13 protein-coding genes are annotated in these 15938 nt (G+C 72.4%); 9 read left to right on the top strand and 4 right to left on the bottom strand.

Translation table 11 applies throughout. The features are described from left to right. Positions 1-42: 42 nt before the first annotated feature. Entirely contained in the window at positions 43-498 is a 456-nt protein-coding gene (locus H0E84_RS05230) for a CopD family protein (RefSeq protein WP_180677583.1), read from the bottom strand. Positions 499-786: 288 nt separating this feature from the next. Between H0E84_RS05230 and H0E84_RS05235 the strand changes: the two genes are divergently transcribed. Beyond that, the gene (locus H0E84_RS05235) at positions 787-1767 is read left to right on the top strand and encodes a cytochrome c oxidase assembly protein (protein ID WP_180677584.1); all 981 of its coding nucleotides are present in this window, start codon (positions 787-789) and stop codon (positions 1765-1767) included. 77 nt (positions 1768-1844) lie between these two features. Here H0E84_RS05235 and H0E84_RS05240 read toward each other — a convergent pair whose 3' ends face one another. After that, a complete protein-coding gene (locus H0E84_RS05240) occupies positions 1845-4280 on the bottom strand; it encodes a TonB-dependent receptor (RefSeq protein ID WP_180677585.1) in 2436 nt (811 codons plus the stop codon). A gap of 247 nt (positions 4281-4527) precedes the next feature. Here H0E84_RS05240 and H0E84_RS05245 point away from each other — a divergent pair, with 247 nt between their 5' ends. After that, positions 4528-5286: a hypothetical protein gene (locus H0E84_RS05245; RefSeq protein ID WP_180677586.1), complete on the top strand. Its 759-nt coding sequence runs from the start codon at positions 4528-4530 to the stop codon at positions 5284-5286. Between the two features lie 12 nt (positions 5287-5298). On the opposite strand, the gene H0E84_RS05250 is transcribed toward H0E84_RS05245, so the two are convergent. Together H0E84_RS05250 and H0E84_RS05255 are read right to left on the bottom strand one after the other, a co-directional pair. Then, entirely contained in the window at positions 5299-5694 is a 396-nt protein-coding gene (locus H0E84_RS05250; protein ID WP_180677587.1) for a YciI family protein, read from the bottom strand. A 123-nt stretch (positions 5695-5817) separates the two neighbouring features. Further along, positions 5818-6252, bottom strand: coding sequence for a PepSY domain-containing protein (locus H0E84_RS05255; RefSeq protein ID WP_180677588.1), 435 nt, complete (start codon positions 6250-6252; stop codon positions 5818-5820). 192 nt (positions 6253-6444) lie between these two features. Between H0E84_RS05255 and H0E84_RS05260 the strand changes: the two genes are divergently transcribed. From H0E84_RS05260 to H0E84_RS05290, 7 genes are all read left to right on the top strand, one after another. Continuing rightward, positions 6445-7596 (top strand): mechanosensitive ion channel family protein, encoded by a 1152-nt coding sequence (locus tag H0E84_RS05260; protein WP_180677589.1) that lies wholly within the window; start codon positions 6445-6447, stop codon positions 7594-7596. A 2-nt stretch (positions 7597-7598) separates the two neighbouring features. Next, positions 7599-8426, top strand: a complete 828-nt coding sequence (locus tag H0E84_RS05265; RefSeq protein WP_180677590.1) for a glycosyltransferase — start codon at positions 7599-7601, stop codon at positions 8424-8426. Between the two features lie 61 nt (positions 8427-8487). After that, entirely contained in the window at positions 8488-9099 is a 612-nt protein-coding gene (locus tag H0E84_RS05270; protein ID WP_180677591.1) for a flavodoxin family protein, read from the top strand. Positions 9100-9163: 64 nt separating this feature from the next. Next, positions 9164-11191, top strand: a complete 2028-nt coding sequence (locus H0E84_RS05275; RefSeq protein WP_180677592.1) for a M3 family metallopeptidase — start codon at positions 9164-9166, stop codon at positions 11189-11191. A 234-nt stretch (positions 11192-11425) separates the two neighbouring features. Then, positions 11426-13486, top strand: a complete 2061-nt coding sequence (locus tag H0E84_RS05280) for a TonB-dependent receptor plug domain-containing protein (RefSeq protein ID WP_180677593.1) — start codon at positions 11426-11428, stop codon at positions 13484-13486. 4 nt (positions 13487-13490) lie between these two features. Further along, a complete protein-coding gene (locus H0E84_RS05285; protein WP_180677594.1) occupies positions 13491-14021 on the top strand; it encodes a YfiR family protein in 531 nt (176 codons plus the stop codon). Then, complete coding sequence (locus H0E84_RS05290; protein ID WP_180677595.1) at positions 14018-15925, top strand: EAL domain-containing protein; 1908 nt, start codon at positions 14018-14020, stop codon at positions 15923-15925. Before H0E84_RS05285 ends, H0E84_RS05290 begins: the two co-directional genes overlap by 4 nt. Positions 15926-15938 lie beyond the last annotated feature (13 nt).

The following is a 15938-nucleotide window of genomic DNA, read 5'->3' on the forward strand; positions in this document are numbered from 1 at the left end:
CGCGTCCCGTTGCGAGGCCTGCGGATGCGGAGGCGTTCCCAACTAGCCCGTCGCCGCGACCGGCGGGGCCGGCAGGTCGCCGGCGCTCTGCGGCTTGGCACCGGTGAGCGCGGCGATGCCGAGCAGCAGCGCCAGCGGCACCCAGCCGGCGATGCGGTAGAACCACGCCCCGTGGCGATCGCGCCCGTGCCCCAGCTCGTACAGCAGCAGCCCGAAGTACAGATGCAGCAGCACCGCGATCGCCACCACCACCAGCTTCATCACCAGCCACGCCCCGGTGGGGCCGTAGGCGATCAGGATCATGCCGAGGGTCACGGTGACGATGGCTGCGGGCGTGGCGATGCGGAAGAACAGCGCGTTGGTCACCGGGTTGAAGTACTCCCGCACCGCATCCTCCTCCTCGCTGTGCCGCGCCGAGAGCAGGCGCGGCAGGAAGAACAGCCCGGCGAACCAGACCGCCATCGCCGCGATGTGGAAGAATTTCAGCCAGAAGTACATGCGGACCTCCGCGGGTGCTGAACGCAGCTTACGTCGCCATGCGCGAAACCGGCGTTCATCCTGCCCGCGACCCGCGGGCGTCTCCGCAACCGGCATCCGGCGACACGCGGCGCCCCGTACGCGCGTGCCATGCACGCGAAAGCCGGCACGCCGGCAGCATCCGGAATCGCCGCCACGCCCGCCGGAGCCTTCCGTGGCCTTCGCGGCCATGGGCCGCTCCTACGGGGTAGGCGGGCACCTCGAATCGCTGCCGCAGCTTCGACGGCCGGCCTGCTAGGGTCGGTGGCGATGCGCGCGCCCTGCCCTCTTTCGCCCCGAGCCCGGCCCGGCCGGTCCGCACGGCGGCCCGTACGCGATGCCCTGGCGCTGCTCGGCTGCTGGTTCGGCGCGACCGCCCCGGCGCTGGCGCACCAGCGCGAGGGCGTGCCGACGCTGGCCACGGCCTGGTCGCTGTCGCCGCTGCTGCTGGCGCCACTGGCGCTGCTGGTGCTGCTCTACGCCGCGGGGCTGGCGCGGCTGTGGCGGCGCGCCGGAGCCGGCCACGGCGTCGCCTTCGCCGAGGCGTCCGCCTTCGTCGCCGGGATCGTGGCCCTGCTGCTGGCAACGGTCTGGCCGCTGGACGCCTACGGCGAATGGTCGCTGGCCGCGCACATGGCCCAGCACATGCTGCTGCTGGCGCTGGTGCCGCCGCTGCTGCTGGCGGGGCGGCCGCTGGCGGTGGCGGCGATGGCGCTGCCTCGGCGCTGGGCGCAGGCGCTGCACCGCGCGACGCGCCGGCCGGCGGAACGCATGGCGCAGGCGCTGGCGACTGCGACCGCCGCGCACCTGGCGGTGATGCTGGCCTGGCACCTGCCGGCGGCCACCGCCGCAGCGCTCGCCAACGACGCCGTGCACTGGCTGATGCACGGCAGCTTCCTGGCGGCGGGGCTGTGGTTCTGGGCGGCGCTGTGGCGGCGCATCCGCATGCCCGACACCGGCGCCGGGGCCGGGGTCGTGGCGCTGGTGGCGGTGATGATGGGCATGGGCCTGCTGGGCGCGCTGCTGACGTTCTCGGCGCGGCCGCTCTACCCGGTGTACGTGCAGCGCGCGCCGCTGCTCGGGCTGGACCCGCTGGCCGACCAGCAGCTGGCCGGCATCGTGATGTGGGTACCCAGTGCCCTGCCCTACCTGCTGGGCGGGCTGTGGCTGCTGTGGCTGGCATTGGAACGCATCGGGCGCCGCGACGCCGGTCCGGCACCGCAGACCGGCGACCGGCCCGGACGCCCATAGCCGGGCGGCGCGTCCCGGGCGCGGCGGTTGATCGGCCGGCCCGGACCGCGCCGCGGCTCACGCCGCACGCCCGCGCCTCAGAACCGATAGGCCGCCGAGAACTCCCAGGCGCGACCGAAGATCGGCCGACCGAGGAACACGTCGCCGGTCACCGCGTCGCCGACGATGCGCGCGTTGGCCTCGGTCAGGCCGATCTCGTCGGTGAGGTTGCTGCCGCTCAGGCGGAATTCCCAGTTCTCGCCGACGTAGGCCGCGACGCCGGCGTCGACGGTCTGGTACGAGGGAATCCGCTGCTCGTTCTCCGGGTCCGAATAGCGCCGACCGACGTAGGTGTAGGTGGCGTACAGTTTCAGGTCGGCCCAGCCGGCAGGCACGAAGTAGCTGGGCGTGACCCGGTACTGCAGGCTCGGCTGGCGCCGCACCTCGTTGCCGGTGTTGTCGCCGAAGTTGCGGTATTCGGCCTCCACCCAGTTGCCGGTCAGCGCGACCTCGAAGTTGTCGAACGGCCGCAGCGCCCCTTCGAACTCCAGGCCATGCGCGCGCGAGTCGCCGATCGCGGTGACGTTGGTGCCGTCGTCGAGGAACAGCTGGAACGGCAGGCCTTCGAACTCGTTGTAGAACGCGGTCAGGTACAGGTCGAACAGCGCGTTGCCGCTCTTCAGGCCGATCTCGTACTGGTCGACCTGCTGGGTGTTGTCCTGGCCGTCGCGCAGGTTGTCGAACTGCGGGAAGAAGAATCCCGAGTTGACCCGCGCGAATACGCTGGCGGCATCGCTCATGCGCCAGTTGAGGCCGGCGGTCCAGGAGACCTCGTCGTTGTCGTAGCGCAGGCTGCGGTAGCTGCCGTCGCGCAGCGAGGCGCCGTTGTTGTACAGGGTGGTCGGGTCGCCGTCGTAGTCGGCGGCGGCGGCGTTGGAGATCAGCGCATCGACCTTCTGCTCCTCGTAGCGGAAGCCGGCGTCGAAGCGCAGCACCTCGCTGATCTGCCACTCGTGGGCCGCGAAGCCGGCGAGGTTCTCGCCGTCGTAGCGCGCGTCGAGGGCGAAGAACGGCGCCCCGGCGAAGCCCTCGCGGGTGACCGCCACGCCGTTGTCCAGTTCCACGTCGATGCGGCGCGCGTTCGGCTCCACCGTCAGCAGCATCTCGTTGCCGAGGTACCAGCGATCGCGCGAGGAGTAGTTGGCGTAGTACGCGCCGGCGGTCAGGGTGTGCCCGGGGGCGAGGTCGAAGCTGAGGCGGGTCTCGCTGGTGAACGAGTCCAGTTCCTTGTCGACCACCCACCAGCCGGCTGTGAGCACCTGCTGCTCCGGATCGACCGCGCCGCCGCCGGTGACGAAGCTGGCGCTGGCCGAGGAGGCCGGGCCGCCGGCCGCGGCGACCACGGCGGGATCGTCGTTGGCGTCGTCGATCGCATGGTCGAGCCAGGAGCCCAGGGTCTGCGGGTTGGCGCCGGTGAACAGGCTGTTGGTGGGCGCGTCGCCGCTCAGATAGTTGCTGCGGTGGCTGAGGCGCCAGCCGCCGAAATCGAGGTCGAGGATCGCGCCGAACAGGTCGATGTCGGCGCCGCGGCCCTCGGCCAGGTCGCGCCGGATGGTCTCGCCGGGGCCGACCTCGATGTCGACGTGGCGGAAGTCCTCGCCCAGCAGGGTGTCGCTGCCTGGATCGAAGCCGGGGAAGGCATCGACGTCTCGGCCGCCGTCGCGCGAGATCAGCGGTACCGCGGTGAAGAACGCGTTCTTGTCGTCGAGCATGCGCCCATAGAGGGTGAGCTCGCCGTTGTCGAACCAGCGGGTCAGAGTGGCGCTGAACTGGCCGCCTTCGTCGGCCGGGTACTGGGTGTCGCGGATCCCGTCGCTGCTGCGCCAGAAGCCGCCGACGCTGTAGCTCCACTGCTCGTTGATCGGCGCGCCGTAGAAACCGTCGACGCGGCGCTGGCTGCCGCTGCCGGTGGTCAGCCGCAGGCTGCCCTCCGGAGTCAGGCCGCCCTTGCGCTGGATGAAGTTGATGGTCGCGCCCGGCTGGCCGTTGCCGAAGATCGGGCTCGGCCCGCCGCGCAACACCTCGACGTTCTCGACCGTGTCGTCGATGCGGAACAGCGACGAGTTCTCGAGAAACGACACCGTCGGCGGCGGATACAGCGGCGAGCCGTCGAGCTGCACGGTGATGAACGGCGCGTCGGAACCGCCGGGGAAGCCGCGCACGTCGATGTTGGCACCGGTATTGCCGCCGGCCGATTCGGCCCAGACGCCGGGCACGATCTTCAGCAGATCCGCGGTGCTCTTCGGCGCCGCCTCCTGCACCTGCTCGAGGGTGGCGGTGGTGATCGAGTAGCTCGCGTCGCGCTTGCGCAGGCCGCCGGCCTGGGCGGCGCCGCTGACCACGATGGTGTCGAGCTCGGTGGCGTCGGGCTGCGCCGCGGCCGCCTGGTCCCGCGGCTGCTGCGCGCCGGCGACGGCCGGCAGCAGGGCAACCGCGACCGCGAGCGCCAGCGGCGTCCTGTGGGTGATGTGCATCGATACTCCTCCCTCGATTCGCATTGCTGGATCCCCCCTTCCTGGTCCCATCTGCGCGTCCCATCTGCGCGGCAGACCAGCGCCGAACCGCGGGACCATAGTCCCGGCTCGGGACAGCGGCAATCTAGGGACGACCCGGGCCGTGATCGCGCTCGCAGTCGGCGTGCGCGCCGCGGCACATGCTTTCACCCGCTGCTGCGCCCGGCGCCGCTAGCGTCGGCGTTCCCGCCCCGCAAAAACGATGGTCATGCGCCTGCTGGTCCTGCTTTTCGCCATCACCATGCCGCTGGTCGCGTGGCTGTCCGGGCGCGCCGCGTTCGGCCCGGACACCGCCACCGTGTCCGACCGCCATCCCACGTTGCTGGTCGCCGCCGGCTACGCCTTCTCGATCTGGGGCCTGATCTTCCTGCTCGATCTGCTCTACGCCGCCTGGCAGGCCACCGGCGTGCGCCGCCGCGATCCGCTGCTGGGACGGGTGGCGCTGCCCGCGGCGGCCGGCTTCGCACTGACCGCGGCGTGGATGCCGCTGTTCTCGCAAGGGCTGTTCTGGCTGTGCCTGGTGGTGATCTTCGGCGCACTGGCCTGCCTGGCCTGGAGCGCGCTGCAGCTCGCGCGCCCCGCCACGCATGCGCCGGCCTGGCTGGCGCTCTCCCTGCATGCCGGCTGGCTGTCGCTGGCGGCGTTCCTCAATCTCGCCCAGGCGATCGTCGCCTATCGCCTGCTGCCCGACGGCGCCATGCTCGGCTGGAGCCTGGCGCTGTTCGCCGCGGCCGCGGCGGTGCTGCTGGGGCTCAACCAGCGCATGCACGGCAACACCGCCTACGCGGCGGCGGCCCTGTGGGGCCTGGGTGCGGTCTACGTGAAACAGTCGCAGTCCGGCCTCGACGGCAGCGATGCGGCGGCTTGGGCTGCGCTGGCGATCGGGCTGCTGCTCGGGCTGCAGACAGCCTGGCTACGATGGCGCGAACGGCGCAGGCCGGTGGCGGTGCTGCCGCCGCCCGGCTGAGCGCGGACGGCCTCAGGTGCCGGCGGACTGCGCGCCTGCAGCGAACGCGCCCGCAGCGAAGAAGTCCTGCACCGGGCGCACCTCGAATGCGCCCGAGGACTTCTGCGCCGCCAGCTCGCGGGCGGCGGCCACGGCCTCGTCCAGGGTGTCGCAATCGAGCAGCCACAGCCCGAGCAGCTGCTCCTTGGTTTCGGCGAACGGGCCATCCAGCACCATCGGCTCCGACCCGCTGCGCACCGTGACCGCGCGCACGGTCGGCATCAGCCGCGCGCTCGGGCCCAGGCGGGCGCCGTTCGCATCCAGCCGGGCGCAGGCCTCGCCGAGGCGCTGCATCACCTGCGCGTCCTCGGCCCCGCTCCAGGCCGCCACGGTGTCTTCGCAGTCGTAGCAGAAGATGGCGTAACGCATGTCGACTCCAGGGCTGGGTGTCCTGGGGCGACGAACGGCGCGGGGCCGGATCGACACGATGCGCGCATGCAGGGGCTCGCGCCGCGGGGGCGGCGCGAGGGGCGCGACCGGCGGGTGCGCGGATCAGTCGCGCTTTTCGCCGATCACCTCGCCGCTATGCGGGTGGATGCGCAACTCCACGTCCCGGCCGCCCGCGTCCTCGGCCTCGGCGCGCCACGTCCCGTCGTCGAAATCGATGTCATGGATGTTGGCGTAGCCGGCTGCGGACAGGCGCGCCTCGACGTCCGAAGCGGTGAGGCTGGAGACCTGGTCCTCCGGGTAGATCTCGCCGGTGGCCGGATCCAGCCGCAGATCGACGCGATTGCCGTCGGCGCTGCGCGCGTCGGCTTCCCACAGGCCCTCGTCGAACTCGATGTCGTTGACGTGAGTGAACCCCTGCGCCTCGAGGTGCGCGCGCACCTGCGCCTCGGTCATCGGCTCCTGCGCGTGCACGGCAGCGGCAGCCAGCGCACAGGCCAGGGCCAGGGGGGCGGCGGCACGGATCGGGAAGGTCTTCATGACGATGACTCCTGAGGGGAAGGTCGGGCGCAGTCTCGGCGGCGGTCGGCGAACCGCGGGTGAATTCCGGGCGCTGGCGTTGCGCGGCGTTCAGCGCGCGCAACCGGCCGGGACGAAGGGAGATCGACGGTGCATTGACGCGCGCCCGCCCATGATGGCGGCTCCCCGCCCCATCGGAGCCCCGCCCGGCGCATGCAGGACTGGAGCCAACTCGGCGCGATCGCGTGGCCGCTGCTGATCGCGCTGGCGCTGGGGCTGCTGGTGCGTCGCGGGCTGCTCGCGCTCGCCGCGCGCGCCCGGACCCGCGCAGCCACCCACCTGCGTGCGCGCGTGGCGCAGGTGGTGGCGGTCCCTGCGGCGGTGGCGTTGCCGCTGCTGTTCCTGAGCCTGGCGGTCACCGCGACCCCGCTGCCGCCCGAGTGGATCGGCCGCATCCAGCACTGGCTCGGGATCGGCGGCCTGCTGTGCCTGACCTGGCTGGCGGTGCGCGCGGTCGGTGCGGTCGAGCGCCGGATCCTGCGCGAGCACCCGGTGGACGTGGCCGACAACCTGCAGGCCCGCCGCGTCCAGACCCAGACCGCGGTGATCAGCCGGGTGATCCAGGGTGCGATCATCCTCGTCGGCGTGGCGCTGGCGCTGATGACCTTCCCGGCGATCCGCCAGATCGGCGCCACCCTGCTGGCCTCGGCCGGCATCATCGGCCTGGTCGCCGGCATCGCCGCGCGGCCGGTGTTCGGCAATCTGATCGCCGGGCTGCAGATCGCCCTGACCCAGCCGATCCGGCTCGACGACGTGGTGATCGTCGACGGCGAGTGGGGCCGCGTCGAGGAGATCACCAGCGCCTACGTGGTGGTACGGATCTGGGACGAGCGCCGGCTGGTGGTGCCGCTGACCTGGTTCATCGAGAACCCGTTCCAGAACTGGACCCGCACCAGCGCGCAGCTGCTGGGCACCGCCTTCCTGTGGCTCGACTACCGCACACCGATGGCCGAAGTGCGCGCGGAACTGCAGCGATTGTGCGGACAGGATTCGCGCTGGGACGGCCGCGTCTGCGTGGCGCAGGTGACCGAGACCGCCGAGACCACCATCCAGGTGCGGCTGCTGGTCAGCGCCAGGGACTCGGGCAGCCTGTTCGACCTGCGCTGCGCGGTGCGCGAGGGCATGATCGATTTCCTGGCCGCGCACCATCCGCAGGCGCTGCCGCGGCTGCGCGCCGTGGTCCACGAGCCCGACGCCGGCACGCCGCCATCGCGGCGCGCCAGTGCCACGGAAACCGACTCGCCGGGAGCGGAGCAAAGCCGCGAAGCAGATGCCACCGCGCCGCCTCCGGCGCAGCCGTCCTGACCATGCCGGCACGGCCAACGGCCTCCACGAGCGGATTGCCCCTGACCGGCGCGTCTCGGCTATCGGTGGTGGTGCCCGCCCACGACGAGGCGCGCCGCATCGGCGCCACCCTCGCGGCGCTGCACGCCGCCGTCGCCGCTTGCGGCGTGCCGTACGAGATCGTGGTGGTGGACGACGCCTCGACCGACGCCACCGCGGCCATCGCCGGTGCGGCCGGCGCGCGGGTGGTCCAGGTGGCGCATCGCCACATCGCCGCCGCCCGAAACGCCGGCGCGCGCGCCGCCGACGGCGACTGGCTGCTGTTCGTCGACGCCGACACCCACGTGGAGGCCGCGGTGGTGCGGGCGGCGCGGGCGGCACTGGCCGCGGGCGCGGCCGGCGGCGGCTGCGCGGTTCGGTTCGACGGGTACCAGCCGCTGCACGTACGCGCCCTGGTCGCGCTGTCGGTGCTCGGCTTCCGGCTGGCGCGGATCGCGCCGGGATGCTTCCTGTTCTGCACGCGCCCGGCGTTCGAGGCCGCGGGCGGCTTCGACGAGCGCTGGTACGCCGGCGAGGACGTGGCGATGAGCCGCGCGCTGGCGCGCAGCGGCCGCTTCGTGATCCTGCGCGAGCACGTGCTCACCTCGGGACGCAAGCTCCGCACCCACTCGGTGCCGCAGCAGCTCGCCCTGCTCTGGCGCCTGGCGATACGCGGCCGGCGAATGCTCCGGTCGCGGCACGGGCTGGAGCTGTGGTACGGCGAACGGCGCGAGCTTCCCGACGAGGAACCCGCGGCGGACGGTCGCGCCCGCGCGCTGCCGGACGCGAAGCGCCCGCCGGGCCCGCCATGACGCGCCGTGGACCGCGCCGGGCCGAAACTGGGCGCCCACCCGCACCGGAAGGAACGCGACCATGACCCTGCGCGCCTTCGGCATGAACTGCACCCTCACCCGCGGCCCGGCCCCGTCCTCCACCCAGAAGCTGCTCGACCAGGTGCTGGACGCGATGTCAGCACTGGGGGTCGAGACCGACCACGTGCGCGTGGTCGATCTGGACGTCAAGCCGGGCGTGAGCGCCGACGAGGGCGAGGGCGACCGGTGGCCGGACCTGCGTCGCCGGCTGCTCGAGGCGCAGATCCTGGTGCTGGCCACGCCGATCTGGCTCGGGCAGCCCTCCAGCGTCGCCAAGCGGGTGCTCGAGCGCATGGACGCCTTCCTCGGCGAGATCGACGACCAGGGCCGCTATCCCACCTTCGGCCGCGTGGCGGTGGCCGCCGTAGTCGGCAACGAGGACGGTGCGCACCACGTCACCGCCGAGCTGTACCAGGCGCTGGCCGACGTCGGCTTCACCGTGCCCGCCGGCGCCGCCCCGTACTGGGTGGGCGAGGCGATGGGCAGCACCGACTTCAAGGACCTGGAAAGCACTCCGAAGAAGGTCGCCGACAGCGTGCGCACCGCCGCCAGCAACGCCGTGCATCTGGCGCAAGTGCTGCAGAAGCACCCTTATCCCGCGCCGCTTGCCTGAGCGGCAGAGCGGCGCACCGCGCCGGACCGACTAGAATCGCAGCCTCGCCGCCGCCGAATCCGCCATGACCCAGAACCCGCTGCTCGACTTCTCCGGCCTGCCGCGTTTCGACGCGATCCGCCCCGGACACGTCGGCCCCGCCGTCGATGCGCTGCTGGCCGAGGCCGAGGCGGCGGTGCGGAAGACCGAGACAGTCGCGCCGGTGAACTGGGACGGCTTCGTGACGCCGCTGCAGGACGCCACCGAGCGCCTGGACCGCGCCTGGGGGCAGGTGACCCATCTGCAGGCGGTGATGAACTCGAAGGCGCTGCGCGAGGCCTACAACGCCAACCTGCCGCGGATCACGCGTTTCCGCAGCGCGCTCGGCCAGAATCTGGCGCTGCACGGGCAGTTCCGCGCACTGGCCGAGGCGCCGGAGTTCGCCGGATACGATGCGGCCCGGCGCCGGGTGGTCGAGAACGCACTGCGCGATTTCCGCCTCGGCGGCGCCGAACTGCCGGACGAGCGCAAGGCGCGCTTCGCCGAAGCGCAGGAGGAGCTCGCCGCGCTGTCGGCGAAGTTCTCGGAGAACGTGCTCGACGCCACCGACGCGTTCTCGCTGTATGTCGACGACCCCGGCCGCCTGGCCGGGCTGCCCGGCGACGTGGTCGCCATGTGCCGCGCCGCGGCCGAAAAGGAAGCGCGGCCGGGCTACCGGCTGACCCTGCAGATGCCCTGCTACCTTCCGGTGCAGGCCTACGCCGACGATCGCGCGCTGCGCGAGGCGCTGTACCGCGGCTACGGGGTGCGGGCATCGGAGCACGGGCCGGCGGAGCTGGACAACTCGGCGCTGATCGAGCGCATCCTTGCGCTACGCGGGGAGCTGGCGGCGCTGCTCGGCTTCGGCAGCTACGCGGAGGTGTCGCTGGCCACCAAGATGGCCGGCTCGGCGGAGGAGGTGCTGGCGTTCCTCCGCGACCTGGCCGGACGTGCGCTGCCGTTCGCGCGCCGCGACCGCGCCGAGCTGGAGGCGTTCGCCTGCGACGCTCTCGGGCTCGACGCGCTGCAGCCCTGGGACCTGGCCTACGCCAGCGAGAAGCTGCGGCAGGCGCGCTACAGCATCTCCGGGCAGGAGGTGAAGCAGTATTTCACCGAGCCGAAGGTGCTGGCCGGGCTGTTCGAGCTGATCCAGGCGCTGTACGGCCTGCGGGTCGAGCCCGACCAGGCCCCGGTGTGGCACGAGGACGTACGTTTCTACCGGCTCAGCGATCCCGGGGGCCGCCTGGTCGGCCAGTTCTACCTCGACCTCTACGCCCGCGAGGGCAAGCGCGGCGGCGCCTGGATGGACGATTGCCGCAACCGCCGCACCCGCGCCGGCGGCACCCAGACGCCGGTGGTGTACCTGGTCTGCAACTTCGGTCGCGGCGGCGACGGCGGGCCGGCAACCTTCACCCATGAAGAAGTCACCACCCTGTTCCATGAAATGGGCCACGGCCTGCACCAGCTGCTGACCGAGATCGGTGAGCTGCCGGTGGCCGGCATCAACGGCGTGGAATGGGATGCGGTCGAGCTGCCCAGCCAGTTCATGGAGAACTTCTGCTGGGAGTGGGAGCGGGTGCGGGCGATGACCGCGCACGTCGACACCGGCGAGCCGCTGCCGCGCGCGCTGTTCGAGCGCATGCTCGCCGCGCGCAACTTCCAGAGCGGGATGCAGACGGTCCGCCAGCTCGAGTTCGCGCTGTTCGACATGGAACTGCACAGCCGCTTCGATCCGCGGCAGGGGAGCGTGATGCAGTTGCTGGAGCGGGTGCGCGACGAGGTCGCGGTGAACAGGCCGCCCGACTGGCACCGCTTTGCGCACCAGTTCGCGCACGTCTTCGCCGGCGGGTACGCCGCCGGTTACTACAGCTACAAGTGGGCCGAGGTGCTGAGCGCCGACGCCTACGCCGCGTTCGAGGAGGCGCCGGAGCGGCTGGCGGCGACCGGTACACGCTTCCGCGACGAGATCCTCGCGCGCGGCGGCAGCCGTCCGGCGCTGGAGAACTTCCGCGCATTCCGCGGCCGCGAACCCGGCATCGACGCGCTGCTGCGCCACAGCGGCATGACGGCCTGATCCCGCTGCGTCGGCCGTCGCCCCGACGCCCGCCGCTGGCGATCATATAGCTGAACGTGCCGCCGCCCCGGCCCGGTGCGGAACCCTCAAGGCGCTACCGACACCGCCGCTAATGAGGCGTCGGGACCCTGCGCCCGCATTCCGTCGCCGACGAACCGGTGCCTGACACCGGTGGCCGGGGGTGAGTGCGCGGAACGGTGGCCGGCCATCCCCACCGCCGCGCGATGCCGCCCAATGCCACGACCGCCCGATCCTCCCTCGCCCGCCGCACCGAGCGCGCCTTCGGGCCTGCGCCCGGCCGTCGCCGCGGCGCTCGCGCTGGCCTGCAGCGGCGCGTTCGCGGCCGAGCCGTCCGCTGCCGACCTCGCCGCGCTGCCCATCGAACGCCTGCTCGACCTGGAGGTCAGTACCGCCTCGCGGTTCCGGCAGGACGCGCGCGAGGCGCCTTCCGCGGTGCGGGTGATCACCGCCGGTCAGATCCGCGACCATGGCTGGCGCACCCTGGGCGAAGCGCTCGCCAGCCTCCCCGGCCTGTTCGCCAGCTACGACCGCAACTACGCCTACCTCGGCGCCCGCGGCTTCCTGAGGCCCGGCGACTTCGGCAGCCGCTTCCTGCTGCTGGTCGACGGCGTCCGCAACAACGATCCGATCTACGACCAGGCCAACGTCGGCACCGACTTCGCGCTGGACATGGACCTGGTGGAGCGCATCGAATACGTGCCGGGGCCGGGATCGTCCGTCTACGGGTCCAGCGCCTTCTTCGGCGTGGTCAATGTCATGACCCGCGACGCCGGCGACTACCGGGATCCGGAGCTGCGGCTCGAGCACGGCAGCGACGGCCATCGCGGAATCGCCCTGCGCGGCGGCTGGCAGGACGCGCGCGGGCGCGAACTGCTGCTCGCCGCCAGCGCCTTCGCCAGCGACGGCCGCGACCTGTACTTTCCCGAGTTCGACGCACCGGCCGGCAACGACGGCGTGGCGGTCGGCAACGACGACGACAGCGCACACCGCCTGCTGCTCAAGGCCAGCAGCGGCGAGTTCGCCTTCACCCTGCTCCACGCCTCGCGCAGCAAGGGCATTCCCACCGCCTCCTACGCGCAGCGCTTCAACGATCCCCGCCCCTACACCCGCGACGCCCGCAGCCAGGCCACCCTCGCCTGGCACCGGGAACCCGGCGAAGGCCTGGCGCTGTCCGGCCACCTCACCGCCGGCCGGTTCGCCTACGACGGCCTCTACGTCTACGACGGCGAGGACGGCGGCGACCTGCTCAACGTCGATCTGAGCCGCGCGCGCTGGGCCGGCGGCGGAATTCAGGCGGTTTCCACGGCCATCGCCGGGCACACCCTGGTGGTCGGCGCGGATGCGCGCTGGGACCAGCGCCTGCGCCAGTTCAACGTCGACGTCGACCCGTTCTGGAGCTATGCCGACGACAGCCGCAGCGCGCATCGCTACGGGCTGTTCGTGGAGGACCAGATCGCCGTCGGCGACCGCCTGCTGGTCAACGCCGGGCTGCGCTACGACGTGGAATCCGAGGGCGTCCGGCGGCTCAGCCCGCGCCTGGCGCTGATCTGGCGCCCGACCGAGCGCGATACCTTCAAGGCGATCGCAGGGGAGGCGTTCCGCACTCCCAACGCCTACGAGCGCTACTACGGCATCGCCGCAGGCGAACTCGAGGACGGCGAGGGCGAAGGCATCCAGCGCGCCAATCCCGGTCTCGGCTCGGAGCGGATCCGCACCGGCGAGCTCGCCTACGTCCGTCACCTCGACGCGCACACCCGCCTGCAGGCCTCTGCCTATCGCTACCGCTCGCGCGACCTGGTTACCCAGGTCACCGATCCCGACAACGGCCAGCTGGTCTTCGAGAACACTGATTCGGTGCAGGTCACCGGAGCGGAACTGGGCATCGAACGCAGCTGGCTCGGCGGCGCCAGCCTGCGCGCCTCCTGGGAGTGGACGAACCTCGACGTCGACGCCAGCGAGGACGCAGTGATGGCGGCGCCGCAGCGGATGGCCAAACTGCAGCTGGCGGTGCCGCTGTTCGACGGCGCGATGCGCGCCGGCCTCGATGGCCGCTACCTCTCCTCCCGGGACGGCCTGTATGGGCCGGTGGCCGGGCACTGGCTCTCCAGCCTCACCCTGCGCTGGCCGCGGCTGACCCCGCGCACCGCACTCTCGGCCGGCGTCTACAACCTGTTCGACCGGCGCTACGCCGATCCGGCCGGCCCGGCGTTCCTGCAGAACGCGATCGAACAGGACGGCCGCCGCTTCCTGCTGCAGCTGGACACCCGGTTCTGACCGCATGGATCGCGTCCGCCCGCCACTGCTGGTCCTGCTGCTCGGCGTCCTGTGCCTGGGCGTCGTTCCCGCGCACGCGCAGGTGCAGGAGCCGGCGCTGAAAGCGGCGTTCGTCTACAACTTCATCCTCTTCACCAGCTGGCCGACCGAGGCCCTGGCCGAGGCGCGCGAGCTGCGACTGTGCGTGGAGGCCGGGCATGCGCTCGCCCAGGCGTTGACCGAGTTGCACGGCAAGCCGGTCGGCGAGCGCCGCGTCAGCGTGCAGCGGTGGCGGGCCGGCGCCGAGCCGGACGGCTGCCACGTCGCCGTGGTGGGCGCCGCCGGTCCCGCCGCGGAAACGGACCTGGCGTCGGCACTGGCCCGCGGTGGACTGCTCACCGTCAGCGACGGCGGCACCGTCGGCGGCAACGGCGCGGCGATCGTGCTGGCGCGCGAGGACAACCGGATTCGCTTCGACGTCGATACCGGCCGCGTCGCGCACGCGCGCCTGGTCCTCAGCTCGCGGCTGCTGCGGCTGGCGAGGCGGGTGCTGTGATCGCGCTGCGGACGCCCGTGGGCCGGCTCGGCCGCTCGGCCACCACCACCAGCGTGGTCACCGCGGCGGCGGCGCTGCTGGTCGCGGGTGCGCTGTTGACCACCTTCGAGTTCCTCACCCTGCGCAGCGACTTCGTCGGCGACGTCCGCGCACAGGTCGGCGCTACCGCCATCAACAGCACCGCGGCGGTGTTGTTCGACGACGCCGAGGCGGGTGCCGAAGCGCTGGCGGCGCTGCGCACCCTGCCGGGCCTGCAGGCGGCGGCGATCCTGCGCGACGACGGCAGCCTCCTGGCCGGTTTCGATCGCGACAGCCTGGCCGAGGCGCCCGCGCCGTCGGCGCAGCTGCTCGAGCGCGGCTTCCGCGTGGACCTGCGCGAGCTGGCGATCGCCGAGCCGATCGCGCTGGACGGGCGCCGCGTGGGCACCCTGGCGGTGCGCATGTCGCTGGACCGCCTGCACACCCGGGTCCGCAATTTCGTGGCGATGTTCCTGCTGGTCGGCCTGGGCGCGCTGGCCTTCAGCGTGCTGCTGATGTCGCGCATGCGCAGGCAGGTGCACAGCGCCGAGCTCCAGCTCGACCGCATGGCGCACTACGATCCGGTCACCGGCCTGCCCAACCGCAATGCCTTCAGCCGGCAGCTGGACGACCGGCTCCACGGACGCGGCGAGAACTGCCGCCTCGGCCTGCTGCTGCTCGACGTCGACGGCTTCAAGGCGATCAACGACTCGCTCGGTCACCACCAGGGCGATGTCCTGCTCGGCCAGATCGCCGCGCGCCTGCAGGCCGCGGCGCGCCAGGAGGACGCGGTGTACCGGATCGGCGGCGACGAGTTCGCGATCGTGCTGGTGCCGCTGGACTCGGTGGCCGAGGCCGACACGTTCGGCAGGCGGGTGATGGCGCAGTTCGAGACGCCGTTCCCGGTGGCCGGCCATGAACTGCACGTCACCGTCAGCTGCGGCATCTCCCTGGCGCCGCGCGACGCCGCCGATCTGCATGGACTCACCTCCCACGCCGACACCGCGCTGTACCAGGCCAAGCGCAACGGGCGCAACGCCTTCGAGCTGTTCCGTCCGGAGATGAACCAGCGCAACGAGCATCGCCTGCGCCTGCGGGCTGAGCTGCACAAGGCGATCGAGCAGGGCGCGCTCGAGCTGGCGTACCAGCCGCAGCTGGCGATCGCCGCCGACCGCGTGGTGGGCCTGGAGGCGCTGGCGCGCTGGCACCATCCCGAGCTGGGCACCATCCCGCCGTCGGAGTTCATCCCGCTGGCCGAGGAGAGCGGCCTGATCCTGCCGCTCGGCCGCTGGGTGATCCGCGCCGCCTGCCGGCAGATGATGCTGTGGCAGGCGCAGGGGCTGGACGGCTTCCGGGTGGCGGTGAACGTCTCGGTGCGGCAGATGCGCGATGCGCAGCTGCCCGAGTTCATCGACGCCACCCTCACCGCCAGCGGGCTCGCCCCGGAGCGGCTGGAACTGGAGATCACCGAGAGCCTGCTGCTGGAGAACGCGGAAGCGCACATCGCCCTGCTGCAACGGCTGCACGCACGCGGCATCCGGCTGTCGATCGACGACTTCGGCACCGGTTTCTCGTCGATGGCCTACCTGCCGCGGCTGCCGCTCGACCAGCTCAAGATCGACGGCAGCTTCGTGCGGGAGATCCCCGGCGACGGCGAGGCGATCACCACGGCGATCATCGCCATGGCGCACCAGCTGCGGCTGGAGGTGGTGGCCGAGGGCGTGGAGGATGCCGTGCAGTTCGAATACCTGCGCCAGGCCGGCTGCGACGTACTCCAGGGCTACCTGCTGTCGCGCCCGCTCACCCCCGACCAGGCCGGCGACTTCCTGCGGCGCGACGTCGCGAGCGCCGTTCCCGCCTCCGCGGTCGCGCCGGCCGCACACTGAGCGGCCGCCTCCC

It is taken from the genome of Luteimonas salinisoli (assembly GCF_013425525.1).
In the GTDB taxonomy this organism is placed as follows: Bacteria; Pseudomonadota; Gammaproteobacteria; order Xanthomonadales; family Xanthomonadaceae; genus Luteimonas; species Luteimonas salinisoli.

Bases quoted from the DNA above. Each gene is read 5' to 3' on its own strand.
- H0E84_RS05270 (WP_180677591.1), top strand. From the start codon at position 8,488: ATGACCCTGCGCGCCTTCGGCATGAACTGCACCCTCACCCGCGGCCCG.
- H0E84_RS05230 (WP_180677583.1), bottom strand. From the start codon at position 498: ATGTACTTCTGGCTGAAATTCTTCCACATCGCGGCGATGGCGGTCTGG.
- H0E84_RS05245 (WP_180677586.1), top strand. From the start codon at position 4,528: ATGCGCCTGCTGGTCCTGCTTTTCGCCATCACCATGCCGCTGGTCGCG.
- H0E84_RS05235 (WP_180677584.1), top strand. From the start codon at position 787: ATGCGCGCGCCCTGCCCTCTTTCGCCCCGAGCCCGGCCCGGCCGGTCC.
- H0E84_RS05285 (WP_180677594.1), top strand. From the start codon at position 13,491: ATGGATCGCGTCCGCCCGCCACTGCTGGTCCTGCTGCTCGGCGTCCTG.
- H0E84_RS05275 (WP_180677592.1), top strand. From the start codon at position 9,164: ATGACCCAGAACCCGCTGCTCGACTTCTCCGGCCTGCCGCGTTTCGAC.
- H0E84_RS05265 (WP_180677590.1), top strand. From the start codon at position 7,599: ATGCCGGCACGGCCAACGGCCTCCACGAGCGGATTGCCCCTGACCGGC.
- H0E84_RS05250 (WP_180677587.1), bottom strand. From the start codon at position 5,694: ATGCGTTACGCCATCTTCTGCTACGACTGCGAAGACACCGTGGCGGCC.
- H0E84_RS05280 (WP_180677593.1), top strand. From the start codon at position 11,426: ATGCCACGACCGCCCGATCCTCCCTCGCCCGCCGCACCGAGCGCGCCT.
- H0E84_RS05255 (WP_180677588.1), bottom strand. From the start codon at position 6,252: ATGAAGACCTTCCCGATCCGTGCCGCCGCCCCCCTGGCCCTGGCCTGT.
- H0E84_RS05240 (WP_180677585.1), bottom strand. From the start codon at position 4,280: ATGCACATCACCCACAGGACGCCGCTGGCGCTCGCGGTCGCGGTTGCC.
- H0E84_RS05260 (WP_180677589.1), top strand. From the start codon at position 6,445: ATGCAGGACTGGAGCCAACTCGGCGCGATCGCGTGGCCGCTGCTGATC.